This window comes from Pedobacter sp. V48 (assembly GCF_000523515.1).
Classification (GTDB): Bacteria; Bacteroidota; Bacteroidia; order Sphingobacteriales; family Sphingobacteriaceae; genus Pedobacter.
The window spans coordinates 212,945-228,844 of record NZ_AWRU01000032.1 but is presented as its reverse complement, the minus strand read 5'-3'; the positions used below and the strand labels follow the sequence as shown (position 1 = coordinate 228,844).

Annotated in this window: 8 protein-coding genes and 4 pseudogenes; 5 read left to right on the top strand and 7 right to left on the bottom strand. The window is 36.1% G+C overall.

Going from position 1 to position 15,900, the window contains the following annotated elements:
• Positions 1–41 precede the first annotated feature (41 nt).
• Positions 42–1,009: pseudogene (locus tag N824_RS23035) on the top strand (acetyl-CoA carboxylase carboxyltransferase subunit alpha).
• A 268-nt stretch (positions 1,010–1,277) separates the two neighbouring features.
• Here the strand turns inward: N824_RS23035 and N824_RS23030 are convergent.
• Positions 1,278–4,304, bottom strand: a pseudogene (locus tag N824_RS23030) (DUF2723 domain-containing protein).
• A 569-nt stretch (positions 4,305–4,873) separates the two neighbouring features.
• Here N824_RS23030 and N824_RS23020 point away from each other — a divergent pair.
• The 3 genes and pseudogenes from N824_RS23020 to pth all read left to right on the top strand — a co-directional run bounded on the left by N824_RS23020 (position 4,874) and on the right by pth (position 7,129).
• On the top strand, positions 4,874–5,815 hold the full coding sequence (locus tag N824_RS23020) for a ribose-phosphate pyrophosphokinase (protein ID WP_048907461.1): 942 nt from the start codon (positions 4,874–4,876) through the stop codon (positions 5,813–5,815).
• A gap of 60 nt (positions 5,816–5,875) precedes the next feature.
• Positions 5,876–6,459, top strand: a pseudogene (locus N824_RS39325) (50S ribosomal protein L25).
• A gap of 109 nt (positions 6,460–6,568) precedes the next feature.
• A complete protein-coding gene (pth, locus tag N824_RS39320) occupies positions 6,569–7,129 on the top strand; it encodes an aminoacyl-tRNA hydrolase (RefSeq protein WP_048907460.1) in 561 nt (186 codons plus the stop codon).
• Here pth and N824_RS39315 read toward each other — a convergent pair.
• The 6 genes and pseudogenes from N824_RS39315 to N824_RS39290 form a co-directional block, all read right to left on the bottom strand.
• The gene (locus N824_RS39315; protein ID WP_235207251.1) at positions 7,119–8,162 is read right to left on the bottom strand and encodes an ATP-binding protein; all 1,044 of its coding nucleotides are present in this window, start codon (positions 8,160–8,162) and stop codon (positions 7,119–7,121) included. The two genes, pth and N824_RS39315, sit on opposite strands and share 11 nt — an antisense overlap.
• 26 nt (positions 8,163–8,188) lie before the next feature.
• Positions 8,189–8,713, bottom strand: a pseudogene (locus N824_RS39310) (two-component system response regulator).
• A 25-nt stretch (positions 8,714–8,738) separates the two neighbouring features.
• Positions 8,739–9,563 (bottom strand): protein-glutamate O-methyltransferase CheR, encoded by an 825-nt coding sequence (locus N824_RS39305; RefSeq protein WP_048907459.1) that lies wholly within the window; start codon positions 9,561–9,563, stop codon positions 8,739–8,741.
• Position 9,564: 1 nt separating this feature from the next.
• Entirely contained in the window at positions 9,565–13,038 is a 3,474-nt protein-coding gene (locus N824_RS39300; protein ID WP_048907458.1) for a response regulator, read from the bottom strand.
• A 90-nt stretch (positions 13,039–13,128) separates the two neighbouring features.
• Positions 13,129–13,815, bottom strand: coding sequence for a LytTR family DNA-binding domain-containing protein (locus tag N824_RS39295; RefSeq protein WP_048907457.1), 687 nt, complete (start codon positions 13,813–13,815; stop codon positions 13,129–13,131).
• 85 nt (positions 13,816–13,900) lie between these two features.
• Entirely contained in the window at positions 13,901–15,403 is a 1,503-nt protein-coding gene (locus tag N824_RS39290; RefSeq protein WP_048907456.1) for a sensor histidine kinase, read from the bottom strand.
• Positions 15,404–15,550: 147 nt separating this feature from the next.
• On the opposite strand from N824_RS39290, the gene N824_RS39285 reads away from it, so the two are divergent.
• Positions 15,551–15,898, top strand: a complete 348-nt coding sequence (locus tag N824_RS39285; RefSeq protein WP_200869926.1) for a Spx/MgsR family RNA polymerase-binding regulatory protein — start codon at positions 15,551–15,553, stop codon at positions 15,896–15,898.
• Positions 15,899–15,900: the final 2 nt, after the last annotated feature.

Sequence of the window (15,900 nt, the reverse complement as noted above, 5' to 3'; positions counted from 1 at the left end):
TTGAACAGGTAAAATAAAATACCTATTTTTACAGCCCGCTTATGGAACAGATAAAAACATCATTTGATTTTGAAAAACCTTTAGCTGAGCTTGTTCAGCAAATTGAAAAGGTTAAACAGGTTGCTGATAAGACAAAAGTAGACATGTCTGCTACCTTAGCAGAGCTTGAAGAAAAATTGGAACAAACACAGAAGACGCTTTACAGCCACCTAACAGGTTGGCAGAAGGTTCAAATGTCTCGTCATCCGGAAAGGCCTCAGACTTTAGATTACATCAGCATGATCTGCGATGATTTTATTGAAATGCATGGCGACAGGACTGTAGGAGACGACAAAGCAATTATTGGTGGGTTTGCTACTATTGATGGTAAAACGGTAATGATTATTGGCCATCAGAAAGGAAAAAACACAAAAGAGCGTCAATACCGTAATTTCGGAATGGCTAATCCTGAAGGCTATAGAAAAGCACTTCGCCTAATGAGACTAGCTGAGAAGTTTAATAAACCTGTTATTTCCTTCATTGATACTATGGGTGCGTACCCTGGCCTTGAAGCTGAAGAACGTGGTCAGGGAGAGGCGATTGCCAGAAATTTATTAGAAATGTCAATACTAAAAGTGCCCATTCTTTGTTTTGTAGTGGGCGAAGGCGCTTCCGGGGGTGCTTTGGGTATTGGTATTGGANATAARRTNGKAWRWGNKTMGAGCATACTTGGTATTCGGTGATTTCTCCGGAGTCTTGTTCTTCAATTCTATGGAGAAGTTGGGATTATAAAGAAAGAGCCGCGGAATGTTTGAAGCTGACTTCTGATGATATGTTCAAAAATAAACTTATTGATGGCATTATAAAAGAACCTCTTGGTGGTGCACATCAAAATCCAGAACAAATGGCTGGAACTATTAAAAAACAGATTCTTGATGATTTGAAAACGCTTACTAAGGAGAAAACTGAGAAAATGATTGCCACCAGGATTGATAAATTCTGCGCGATGGGAGTTGTTGTAGAAGCGTAAGCTCGCATTCTGCTCTTCGGCTGCATTAAATTGGCTCAGAAAAAGAGCCAAATGAACGCTAGGCTGGTTCGCAGAAAACTCGCTTCCTACAATAAAAATATCATCTAGTTGAATTCATAATAACAGAAAAAGCCCCGAAATTTTATCGGGGCTTTTTCTGTTATGTTCATCATTAATTTTTTAAATATTCATCAGGAGTTAGGCTAATCAATTCACTCTATTTCCTGATTTGTTCGGTAGGCCGGTTCGCAGAATGCGAGCTTACCTATTATTGTTGTGCAAAATACTGTGAAAATCTTCCTTCTAACTCATTGAATTGTTTTGTCAAACTTTGACTTAATTTAGTTTCCTTATTTGCTTCAGTTATTTTTGCCATTTGATTTAGAAACGACATGCCTAGCTGTACGTTCTGCCCACCAATAAATTTGTTTTTGCTCTTAGATACATCGGCAAGATAAGTAAGTTCCTTTTCTATATAGGCTGCAGATTTTTCGATTAGAGCATTGGCTCTCTTGCTGTCATTCAAAGTATACAGGTTCTCCGCCATAAAATAGGCTCCCATCATAGAACGCATACCATAGAACTTATCAGGCATTACTTCGAAATAACGGTTCGCAACTTTTTTTGCATCTTCAATTTTTCCTTCTTTAACAAGGCCGGTAATGGCATTGTTAAACATGCTTGTGAAAATAGAGATGTCGTCTGATGATTGCGTGTCAAGATAACGAGCATTCTTTACATTGCCCCATTTGAATTTATTCATCAGGTTATTGTATAGAACAGGAGTGTTTACTAAGTCACTTTTTCCACTAGCACTATCTATTTTTAAAGGCATCAGGCGTATCGCAAGCCCTTCGTTATATAAATAGTTGTCTAGGCCATTGTATTGCTCAGAAGGTACTGTGCTAGCAAAATAAATAGGGCGTTTCCAGTTATTGTGAACAAGGATGTCAAACATTGCTAAAGTGCCTTTAGTAACGTAGTTCTTGTTAAATTTCCACTCAAGAGCCGGAACAATTTTAGCTGAATCAGCAGCGCTAACTACTCCATTTTTAATAACATCAGCACGGTTTACTGTAAGTTTAAAGTTTTTGGTTGGGATAAAGTTTTCTTTAGTGCCATCATTTAGAGGAAGTTTATCTTCATCGTTGTCAGAAGTTAACACCTCAAAAATCTTACTCAGTTCAATTGAACCCGCAATTTTATAATCCTGGTAATACATTACATCTCTATTGCCTTGTACATATTGAGATTCTTTCATGCTTATCGGCAATGGCTCAGATTCATTTTGCTTACGTTTCATTCCATTTATATACCAATCCGTATCAAATAAGCTTAGGTTTACAAGACGGATATCCGGCCTAACATTTTCAACTTCCTGTATGTACCAAAGTGGATAGGTGTCGTTATCACCATAGGTAAATAGAATTGCATTTGGTGCACAGGATTCTAAGTAATCAACTGCTATATCATGAGCAACAAGTTTAGTAGAACGATCATGATCATCCCATCCCTGGGCAGCCATGATTACAGGTGCTGCAAACAATCCGACAACTGTTGCCAGAACAGCGCCTGTAGCAGGGGTGACCTTCTTAAATAGCCACTCTTTTAAAGCCAGCGCTCCCAGACCTATCCATATAGCAAAGGCATAAAAGGATCCGGCATAGGCATAATCCCGCTCCCTTGGCTCCATAGGCTTTTGATTAAGATATAATACAATAGCCATACCTGTAAAGAAGAATAGCAATGCTATTATACCTGCATCTTTTTGATTACGCTGAAAATGCCATATTGCTCCCAGTAGCCCTAATATGAGTGGTAAAAAGAAGAATCTATTGTATGCATTATTGTCGGTTATAGTTGGAGGGAGGTGACTTTGATCGCCCAAGCGAGCAGCATCTATGGGTTTAATCCCACTTAGCCATTGGCCTTCGTATAAGCTTCCCTGACCCTGATCATCATTTTGCCGACCAACAAAGTTCCACATAAAGTATCTCATGTACATCTGGCCGGTCTGATAGCCAAAAAAGAATCCAATGTTATCTATAAGGTTAGGGAAGTGGGCATCATCAAAGCCCATCATGTCCTTGTAATAGCCTATATGTCGTGCATCATCACTATACATCCTCGGAAAAGGTGTAGTTCTATCGTACTCGTAATCAGTTTTTCTTCCCGCAACTTCATACTTTTCAGCACCTTTTCTGTAAAGGGTTTTACCTTGTTTAATATCTACCTTTTGTGAGTTATAGTTAGGTCCAAATAGTAGTGGTCTATCACCATATTGTTCCCTATTAAGATACCCTAGAAATGAGAAAGCATTATCAGGATCACTATTATTTAGATTAGGGTCTGCCTTAGCACGGATAATGATCATTGCAAAAGATCCATATCCGAATATGATTAATACGGTGGATAATAATGCCAGGTTCAGGATTTTCTTTTGGTGTTTTATTGAATATCTAATACCCCATATAATACCGCCTATTMWYWWYMKWKCWWAGMWAATAACTCCCGACCCAAAGCCAAAGCCTAAAGTATTTACAAAAAACAAGTCGAAATAAGCACCGAAAGAAACCAGGTATTGAATGATGCCGTATTGGATAAATGCTAAAATTAGAATACCAATTAAACCCGTTTTTACAATACCTGAAGTGGTTGCTTTTTTAGTTTTCTTAAAGTAGTAAACGAAAGCAATAGCAGGTATGGTCAGCAGGTTTAGTAAGTGTATACCTATCGAAAGCCCCATAATGTAGGCTATAAATAATAACCACCTGTCAGCACGAGGTTCATCGGCATGTGCTTCCCATTTCAATATGGCCCAGAAAACTATAGCTGTAAATAATGAAGATAAAGCATATACTTCAGATTCAACTGCCGAGAACCAGAAACTATCGGAAAAGGTATAGGCTAGAGCACCAACAACACCCGCTCCCATAATTGAGATTAAGTTGGCTTTAGAAATTTCTTCTTTGTCTTTTATTAAGATCTTTTTGGCTAGGGCAGTAATTGTCCAGAACAAAAATAATATAGTGGCACCACTTGCAACTGCAGAGCCTACGTTCATGAAATATGCCACTTTAGTAACATCGCCAAGAGCAAGTAAAGAGAAGAATCTCTGGATCATTAAAAATAAAGGGGCTCCTGGTTGATGCACCACCTGCATTTTTAGAGCAGAGGCTATGAATTCGCCGCAGTCCCAAAAACTAACAGAGGGCTCTAGTGTTAAAATATAGGTTAAGGTGGCAATGGCAAAACAGAACCAGCCGGTAATGTTATTGATTTTTGAATAATTCATTTCGTTATCAAGTAGTTACTAATGTAAAGGCAATTAATTGCGTCCGAAAATAAAGAATAAGATTGATAATCGTATAATCTAAAGCTGTGTTTAACAAATTTAACGTTATTGCCTAAGACAATTACTTTATATAGTATACACTAATTTGTATGTATATAGTGATTGAAAAAATGCACGATCAACTTAAAACAGGGCGTTATTCCTTTGTGTGTGCCCTATTGTATTAACATTGTTTGAAATAATGTTGGTTGAGTAAAAAAATAATTATAAAATATGATCGGATTAACTGATTGATTTATTGGGAGTAATAAGCAGAGGAATCTATTTGATATAAATTATTTTATATTTTTTTTATTTGTCCCTTGCAAAATTGAAAAATGTGCGTAGATTTGCATTCCATTTCAAAGCAACCTTTTTGATGGAAGATTGTCCGATAGTATAAGGGTAGTACAACGGTTTTTGGTACCGTTTGTCTTGGTTCGAATCCAGGTCGGACAACTAAACAATATTCGGATTGTGAATTAAACCGCAATCCGATTTTTTTTAACCAGTATTGAAACTTTTCAATAATGCCATTGCAATTTAACCCAGTTAAACTTTTTGCCGGAACCGGCACTAAAGATTTAGCACATAAAATTGCCGAAAGTTACGGCAAGCCTCTTGGTAGTGTAACCTTAAGTAAGTTTAGCGATGGTGAGTTTCAGCCTTCTTATGATGAAACTGTGAGGGGGTGTGATGTATTTCTTATCCAATCAACCTATCAGCCTTCTGATAATTTAATGGAACTGTTATTAATGATTGATGCTGCAAAAAGAGCGTCTGCACATTACATCACTGCGGTTGTTCCTTATTATGGATTAGCCAGACAAGATAGAAAAGATAAGCCAAGAGTAGCGATCGGGGCTAAATTAGTAGCAAATCTTTTAAAATCTGCGGGTATTCATAGAATCATGACGATGGACTTACATGCAGCTCAGATTCAGGGATTTTTTGATATTCCGGTTGATCACCTTGATGGTTCAGTAATTTTTGTTCCTTACATAAAGAGTTTAGGGCTTGAAAATTTAACCATAGCCTCACCAGATATGGGTGGTTCTTATCGTGCACGTACCTTTGCTAAATTTTTTAATGCTGAGGTAGTGATTTGCGATAAACGCCGTAAACGTGCCAATGAAATAGAATCGATGTCTATAATTGGAGATGTAGTAGGGTTAGATGTTGTGCTTATTGATGATATTTGCGATACAGCAGGTACATTAGCTAAAGCGGCAGCTTTAATTATGGAAAAAGGTGCAAAAAGTGTTAGAGCGGTTTGTACACATCCGGTATTATCAGGTAAGGCATATGAAACTGTTGAAAATTCGATGTTAACTGAATTGATTGTAACGGATACAATCCCTTTAAAACAAGATAGCCCAAAAATAAGAGTGCTTTCAACAGCTCCATTATTTGCAAAAGCAATTGCTAATGTAAATGAGCATGGATCAATTAGTGATCTTTTTAACGTTTAATATTTAATAATTATATATAACGAGGCCATTAAGGTTTCAAAACATTTAAACAAGAAAAAAATGAAAACAATCGCAATTAGCGGTTCTCCAAGAGAGAACGTAGGGAAACGCGATGCTAAAGAGCTTCGCTATGAAGGCAAAGTTCCTGCAGTATTGTATGGTGGTAAAGAACAAGCACATTTTGCTGTAGTAACAACTGAATTAAAAGATGCTATTTATACACCAGAAGCTAACTTTGTTGAGATTACTTTAGGYRRTRMKWWAANKCRAAGYTWWYRTMANNNWWGAAYTANRWTTNYCACCCATTWAYWSACYWRWWRYTANACKTWGWTKWKMTTNASTTWTTTGATGACAAAGAAATTCTAATGGAAATCCCTGTTAAATTAACCGGAACTTCTCCAGGTGTTAAAATGGGTGGTAAACTAGTTCAAAAATTACGTAAACTTCGCGTTAAAGCATTGCCTAAAGATATGCCGCAAACTGTGGAAGTAAGTATTGCGAAATTAGAAGTTGGTAACCTATTCCGTGTTCGTGACCTTCAAAAAGGTGAATACGTTATTACTAACACTCCTGAAGATACTATCGTTTCTGTAGGTATGTCAAGAGCATTGAAACAAGCAGAGCAAGAAGCTAACAAGAAATAATTCGAATTAGCTAAACATAAAAAAGCAGCACTAAGATAATTAGTGCTGCTTTTTTGTGAAAATAGAATTACCGAAAATGCATGTCAAGTAAACTATTATCTTTGCAGCAATGAAATACTTAATAGTTGGTTTAGGGAATATAGGACCTGAATATGCTTATACCAGGCATAATATTGGATTTAACATAGCTGATGAGTTGGTTAAGCAGCTTGGTGGTACTTTTTCTAATTTACGACTTGCTTATTATTCGGAGGTTTCATTTAAAGGCAAAAAGCTACACGTAATAAAGCCAACCACTTTTATGAATTTAAGTGGTAAGGCTGTAAATTATTGGATGCAGGAGTTGCGTATCCCTTTGGAAAATGTTCTGGTTATTGTTGATGATCTTGCGTTGCCATTGGGTAAATTACGTTTAAAGATGCAAGGCAGTAGTGCCGGACACAATGGCCTAAGAAGTATTGAAGGTTTGTGCGGCGGACAAGGATATCCTCGCTTACGTTTTGGTATTGGTGATGATTTTCCTAAAGGTAGGCAAGCCGATTACGTCCTTTCAAACTTCTATAAAGAAGAACAACCAGAATTACCAGCATTGATAGATACCAGCGTAGAATTAATTAAAAGCTTTGTAACTATTGGGCCTGCAGAAACTATGACTGCTTTTAATAAGTAGCTGTAGCATATTTTGTTATTTTCTCATGTAAGGTAGCAAGTTCAAAGGGTTTGCTTATCACATCATTTGCCCCAGCATCCATAGCTGTTTTAGTATCTGTTTCCATAACTGCAGCCGAAAACGTAATTATGGGGATATTCTCTTTCCCTTTAGCATAGCCTTCCCTAATCATTCTGATTGCATCTAGGCCATTTAAAACAGGCATAAAGGTATCCATAAGGATAAGATCATAATGATTTTCTCTTAGCTTATTTATTGCATCTTTCCCATTTTCTACAACATCGGCATCAATCATCCAATCCTTTAATATTTTTACGATAAGAAACTTATTGATTGGATTATCTTCTGCTACAAGAATTTTGACGTTATTAAAAGGGGTGAAATTCTCTTTAGCTACTTTCTGAATAGGTAGTGCTTCTTTTACAATTTCATACCAGTTTGTAAAACAGAACGTACTTCCCCTATTTTCTTCACTAAAGACTTCAAGATGACCGCCCTTAAGTTTAGCAAGGTTTTTTACTATAGATAAACCTAGGCCGGTACCACCAAACTTTACAGTAGTTTGCTCATCGGCCTGCTCAAAGGTCTCGAATATTTTCTCAATATTTTCCGAAGCTATTCCAATACCGGTATCAATTACAGAAAATTTAACCTGAATATTATTTCCCTTGCTGTTCAGGATTTCAACCCTTAAAGTGACACTGCCCTGAGATGTAAACTTAATCGCATTCCCGATCAGATTCATTAAAATCTGGTTTAAGCGCAATGAATCTGCAAGTACATGAGCGGGTAACTCAGGGTCTAATTCCATTTCTAGGCTCAGTTTTTTCTCTTTTGCTCTTATGCGTAAAAGATTAATAACTGAATTACATACGTTTATGATATCAGTTGGAGTTCTATTAATTTTAAACTTACCAGCTTCAATTTTTGATAAATCTAATATATCATTAATAACACCCAACAGCGAACTAGATGATATTTCAAGCAGAGAAATCATCTCTCTTTGCTCTTCCGTTAAATTGGTTCTTTCCAACAGATGGGCCAGACCAATAATTCCATTTATAGGAGTACGGATTTCGKGGYTMNANTMYKKGCAAGAAAATTTTCTTTTATTCTTTTACCCTGTTCAGCTTCTTCTTTAGCTTTTATCAGTTCCTTTTGATAAGCTTCCAACTCTTTATTTTTTGTCTTTATTTCACGTTGATTTCTTATGAACTGTATGAACGAATCAACCTTTGCGGAAGTAATGAATGGGTCTAATGGTTTATAAAGATAGTCGACAGCACCGGAGTTTAACCCTTTAACTGCATATTTTGTTTCTTTAGAAATTGCTGTTACAAATATGATTAATATGTCTTTAGTTCGAGGATTACTTTTTAGTATTTCAACAAGTTCAAACCCATCCATTTCTGGCATTTGAACATCAACTAAAGCAATTGCAATATCCATTTCCCAGGAAATTCTAAGTGCTTCATTTGGATTTGTGGTACTGATTATATTAATATCATTTCTCTGTAATAGTGCCTCAAGCGCTATTATATTTTCAGGTCTGTCATCAACAATCAATATATTAATCTTCTCCATGTTTTATCTTATCTGAGTGTTAATGTTAACCTATTTTCTGGTAAATGTTGTTTTTCTTGTCTATGATTTTAAATCTACCTATTTCGGTACTTCTTAGTGTTTCCTTTGATCCTAAACATAAGAACCCAAAATTAGCTAAACTATTGTAAAATAATTCAATTACTCTTTTTTGCAATTCAGTATTGAAGTAGATAAGTACATTCCTGCAGGATATGACTTGAAACTCATTGAATACCCCATCCGAAGCTAAATTATGAACTGAGAACAATACATTTTTCTTTAAAGAATGATTAATCTTTGCAGCATCATATTTTGCCGTATAATAATCAGACAACGTATGTATTGTGCCGGTTTTATGGAAGTTTTCAGAATATTGTTTCATTTTTTGTAAATCATAGATTCCATTCCGGGCATATTCCAAAACATCTACATTGATATCTGTTCCATAAAAAAAACATCGTTCGTACAAGTTTTCTTCTGAAAAGAGTATGGCGTAAGAATAAAGCTCTTCTCCAGTAGAGCATCCAGCATTCCAAACTTTGATTCTTTGATATGATCTTAAATAAGGGATTACATTCGTGGCTACAGATTTGTAAAATAAAGGGTCCCTAAACATTTCAGTTACGTTTACTGTAACCTCAATTAAAAAATTTTCAAAGTAATCAGGGTCATTTGTTAATAATATGCGTAAGTCAAATAGCGATAGCTTTTGAAGCTGCATAATTCTGGTAACCCTTCTTTTTAGAGAAGCAGCAGAATAATCTCCAAAGTCAAAACCATGCACATTTCTGATAAAATCTACCAGATCCGTTAGTTGTTCGTATGTTATTGTGTCTGATGATTGATCCATATTAACTTAACCAAACTCTCAGCATTGATAACAGTTTGTCCATGTCTACCGGTTTAGATATATAATCATTAGCGCCTGCCTCTATACATTTCTCCCTATCGTTTTTCATGGCTTTTGCAGTTAAAGCAATGATTGGAAGTTTTGAAAAGCGTTTCTCACTTCTAATTGCTTTCATCGCTTCGTATCCATCCATTTCAGGCATCATAATATCCATTAGAACCAAATCAATCTCCTCATTTTCGGCCAATCGTTCAAGCGCCTCTCTTCCATTGTTTGCAATTATAATATTCATATCGTAGAGTTGCAAGGCGCTTGAGAGGGCAAAAATATTACGCATATCATCATCGGTAATTAGAATGGTTTTGTCTTTTAGTGCTTTTTCAATAGTGGATACGCCCTTACTTTTATTTGGTGTTTGAATAATGGATCTGTCGCTTTGTTTCAGCTTGTTCATGAAAAGACTTACTTCATCAATTAATCTGTCATTTGATTTGTTTGATTTCAGAACCATGGCTTCAGTATATCTCATAATATGAGCCATTTTTTCATCGCTTAATTCCATCGCTGTGTTAATAATTACAGGTACATGAACAAGGCCCGGCTTCGATTTAATCATATCTAGTAGATCAAATCCGGAAATATCAGGGAGTTTTAGGTCAAGGATAATACAATCAAATGTATGTTTTTCAAGAAATTCTAATGCCTCTTTACCAGTAAACGCTTGCTTTACATCAACACCTTTATCGGTAAGTTGCTGGGTTAAAACTTTACTATGAAGTTCTTGGTCCTCAATTACTAAAACGGTATTAAAATTATACTTTATATAAGCAGAGCTCAATAGTTCAAATGCCTCATCAAGCCTATCCTTTTCAATAGGCTTTTTGAGGAAGCCTATGGCACCTTCTTTTTTTGCCTTACTTTCCTTTTCATTACCTGCCGACATCATGTGTACAGGAATGTGTTTTGTTTTTGGATTTTCTTTTAGCTTTTTAAGTATTGTCCATCCGTCCATAACGGGCAACATAATATCCAGAACAATTGCATCAGGAAGCTCAGATATTGCCATTTCCAATCCAACATCTCCACTATGTGCAAGAAGAGGTTTAAATCCTTTTTCTATGGCATAATCATTTAGTACATCTGCAAATACAACATCATCTTCTACTATTAGTAATGTTTGAACCGTACCATTCTTAACCGGAAGTAATACCGGTTCAGGAATTAAAGGGACAATTTTAGCCTCTTCTGTTATTTGGTCAATTATTTCTTTTGGGCTATTTGCAGTATTTTCCTCAGGTATAAAAAGAGTAAATGTACTTCCTAAGCCAGGTTCGCTTATTACCTGAATTTCGCCACCAAGTATATATGCAAGTTCCTTACTAATAGATAAACCCAGGCCGGTGCCGCCATATTTTCTACTAGTAGATCCGTCTGCCTGTTGAAATGCTTCAAATATGAGCTTCTGTTTATCTGCCGGTATTCCAATTCCAGAATCCTTTACAACTATGGCTATTACATTTTTATTGGAGCTTCTTAACTGCTCAGAATAGAACCTGGTCTCTTTTGAAGCATTGCTTATATTTACGGATATCTCTCCGTGTTCTGGTGTGAACTTAAAGGCATTAGAAAGGAGGTTCTTTACAATTTGTTCAAGCCTTGCCTGGTCAGTGAGTATGGATTCGGGTAAGTTCTGTTCAAGCGTAGTTTTGAAATTAATTTTCTTACTTCTGGCCAATTCACTAAACAATGCATCCATGTCTTGTTGAATGGCTCTAGGCTGGATGTGTTCTATTGTCAGATCTATTTTGCCCGACTCAATTTTTGAAAGATCAAGAATGTCGTTAATAAGCGTTAACAAATCGGAGCCTGCGTTGTGTATAACACCCGCATATTTAATTTGGTCTTCGTTTAAATTTTCGGGTCTGTTCTCTTTTAATATTCTTGCCAGAATCAATATGCTATTCAAAGGAGTTCTTAACTCATGACTCATGTTGGCTAAAAACTCGGATTTGTACTTACTTGAGACTTCCAGTTCTTCTGCTTTTAAACTCATTGCCTCTCGAGCCTGATTTACCAGGATATTACGTTCCTCAAGTAGCTGGGCTTTTTCTTCCAGTTCGGCATTGGTTTGGCGAAGTTCCTCTTGCTGTACCCTAAGTTCTTCTTCTGATGCCTGTAATTGTTCTGATTTAAATACCAGTTCTTCGTTTGTTGTGCGAAGTTCTTCTTGCTGACTTTCCAGTTCTTCGGCCTGTTGCTGAGTTTGTTCAAACAGGGCCCTTAATTTTACGCGTGCTACTGCACTGTTTATTCCTACACCAATGCTTTCGGCAATTGTATTTAAGAATAATAACGTAGATGAGTCCGGCCCTTTATTTAAACCTAACTCTATTACAGCGAGTGTTTCATTTTCAAATAGTATTGGAAGCAGAAATATATGGCTAGGAAGGGTGCTGCCTAATCCCGATTGAATCTTTATATAATCTGAAGGAATTTTGTTAAGCAACTTGGACTGCTGCTCAAGAGCTGTCTGCCCAACCAATCCTTCACCAAACTGATATTCTTTTAGACTTCCTTTTGCGTTTTCAAATGCATAGCCACCAATAAATTTGATCGTTTTTTTAGAACGATTAACCAGAAATATAGAACCTACCGGTGCATTTATGTAATTACATATAGAAGTTATTATTTTTGTGCACAGCTCATCGGCCCCCTGTTCTCCACGCATAGCCTCGTTTACAGCTGTTGCGCCAGATAGCAACCAGTTTTTTTGTTCGTTTTCGGCCGAAATCCGTTCCAGCTCAATATTGGAATCTCTAATTTGATTTTCTGTTAGTTTTTGCTGGTCAAACGTTCTTCTGATATATGAGAATAAGAACAAGATTAAACAAAAAATGATTATCGCACTTATCATAACCACTCCTTCACTTTGCTTGCTACTATTTACAATTGCGGCTTTTCTTTTGGCGAGGAGTTTAAGCTCGGTTTCAATTATTTTGTTGCCTGTTTTTAAGATTTGAGTTTTATAAAGCTGGCCTAGCCCCGCCATTACACGTGAAGCAGCGGCTTCTTTTCCATTTGATTCATACGCGCTAAGAACCCCTTTCATCTCTTCGGTTTTAGCGTGTGCATACTGGTTTAGAGAATCAATTCTGATCTGTTGCTCAGCGTTGTCATTTGTTAACCTCTTTAATTCTGCTATTGTAGGAAGGATCTTTGAGGCATTGGCATTGTAAGGCTTAAGGTATTGTTTGTCGCCGGACAAAACAAATCCCCTAATGCTGGTTTCTGAGTTTAAGACCTGGAATTCGATGTCTTTTACCAGATTGATGACATCGTAAGTGTGGCTTTGCCATTTTGTATCTTGATTTAGCTTATCAATACTGAGATAGGATGTAATTGCTGATACCAAAACAAATAACAAGGATACAGCAAATCCTGTTAACACTTGTTGTTTAAAAGATAATTTAAACATATATTAAGTTAATAAATATTGAAGCTCTTAAAAAATAAATACAATGATAGTACTTGTTAAGACAAGTTGACTAACTATTGGAAGATAAATTTAATGTAATTCCCTTAAACATTGATTATAAGTTACCCCGATTGGGATAATTTGCTCACCAATCCAGATTTGAGTACGATCAAACTTAGTGATTTTGTCCTTTGATACTATAAAAGCGCGGTGTGTTCTAATGAATGATTTTGCCGGAAGCAATAAGAGCATTTCACTTATTGGGATTCTGGTACTAAGAAGTGGACTGTTTACTAGGTGTATAAGGGTGTAGTTACCCGAAGCCTCTATATATAGTATATCTTCAATTTGTACTTTTATTTGTTCGTAACCATCTTTAATAAAAATGGCAGCAGGTTGTTCCTCATTTTCTGTCTTATTTCTAAGGTTATAGAACTCCTGCGCTTTGTTACAACCTTTTAAAAAACGGGCAAGTGAAAATGGTTTTAATAAATAATCAATAGCATCTAGTTCAAAACCCTTAACTGCATGCTCAGAATATGCGGTTGTAAAAATAACCATCGGAGGGTTCGTTAGGCTATTTAAAAAATCAATGCCACTAATATCGGGCATCTTTATGTCAAGGAAAATTAAATCGATTTTATTGTTTTGTAGATAAGAAATAGCCTCAAAAGCATTTACAAATGTAGCTTTGAGCTCAATAAACGGAACTTTAGACGCGTGCGACTCAATTATATCAAGTGCTATCGGTTCGTCATCAATTGCTATTGCCAGCATTTTTTAATATCGTTTGTTATCTAGTAGTAGAAGCGTTTGTTGGCACAATATAAGATATCTTGAATAAGTTTGCTTCTAGTAATTATTATAATTGTAGTGTTAAATGAATAAAGAACTCATTGGCACTTTCCCTGATAATTAATTCATGCTTCCGGGGATATAGCAATGCAAGTCTTTGTTTTACGTTTTGTAAGCCAATGCCACTTTTAAGTTTCTCGGGGTCATTATCAGGTTTAATGTGGATGCTGTTATTCACATCAAAATACAAGGTGTTCTCTTTGGTCTGTAGTGTGATTTTTATATGCGATGGATGCTGTAAACTAACCCCATGTTTAAAAGCATTTTCTACAAAGGGAATGAGTAGCATTGGAGCGATCTGTTGATTGTTTAGCTGCTCTTCAATTTGTGTTTCTATTGAAATTGAAGCTGAGCGTGAAGTCCTTAACTTTTGTAAAGCAATATAATTATTAAGGTAATCCACATCTCTGGTCAGGGAAATTTTATCCTGAAGGTTCTCCTGAAGCATAAATCGCATCATATCACCCAATTTCTGAATCCCCTCGCCAGTACGGTCTGCTTTTTCTTGCAAAGCAGTTCCGTATAGTGTGTTCAGTGCATTAAATAAAAAGTGCGGATTAATTTGAGACCGTAGGAAACTTAAACTTGCATCGGATTTTCCAAGTTCAGTTTTTAAACTGTTAAGCTCTATATTGGAATCGTTCCTTTTTTTATAAATATACCAGGATAATGGTGCACTTATAATGAGTTGGGTAGGTATATGGAAGGCTATTACAACACCAGCCATTTCGCCATGATTGCTAAACATTAATGCAATCAGCGCAAGTGGGAGACAAGATGCAATGGTAATGAAAAATATTTTCCAGAAATAATTCCAAAAGCGCTTTCCAGATTCTTTGACCTGAGGGATAAGATAATATAAAGAAAAGATAACCAAAGCTATTGTTGAACAAATCACAAGCGTCCAGCATACTATAACCTCGAATGGCGATGATGTGGCTATTAGTAAAAGCAGGCCCACAAACCAGAAGGCGGCTCCAAATACGGCTTCTAACTTAGTGCGGTTATATGGGTCATTGCCTGCATGCTCATTTTCCTTGATGTTAATAATCAGTTTTTTAAGGGCCACATAGATGGTGATGACTAAAATCAGCCATGCAGAATATGTAAACCCTTTAAAAAAGAAGTGGTTGTAGGCATCCTGAGTGCTATTAAAATCGGGGAAGATATAAACCTTACTATATGTATAGGTGATACTGGTAATTAATCCGATTCCCAGAAACAAGCCGATTAAAATGACCAACGACAAGGCTCTGCTATTTGGTTTAAAAAGAGCAGGTATAATGCAGAAATTCAATAGGAGAAAACTAAAATACAGTATAGAAAAACGAAACAGTTCGGGGATAAGATAATTCGAAACATAAGAATATTGCATGTTGGCACCCTTGGCTAGATATTCAAGGTGACTTGGGGTGCTGTCTCCTGAATTTGAAACTAGTAAGAGGATGGCAAATCCATAAAGGCTCGTAGCTATCCAAAATTCAACCTTCGTTAATTCTGATAATTTCATTTGTTGCTGATTAATACTTTTTGATTTTCAATACGTTTTGTTGATGCAATAGTACAATGACTAAGGGTTACAAAATTTAAAATGTGATGAAACCTTTAAAAAATGTGACGAATTATGATTTGAATTCTTTTTTTTAAGTTTGCCATTATGATCGTATACGGAATACCAAATTGCAATACTGTAAAAAAAGCCATGACCTGGTTAACTGAAAATGGATTTAAACCCGAGTTTCATGACTTTAAAAAAAAGGGGATTAGTGGCGAAAAATTAAATACATGGTGCGATGCATTTGGTTGGGAAAATGTATTGAATAAAAAAGGGACTACCTGGAAAAAACTGAGTACCGAAGAACAGCAAGAGGTAAATAGTAAGGAAAGCGCTATTAAGGTTTTAATGGTTTATACCAGCGCCATTAAACGCCCAATAATAGAAGTTGATGGAAAACCGATTCTAATAAGCTTTAGTGAAGAAAATTACCAAGATGCTTTAAAATAGTA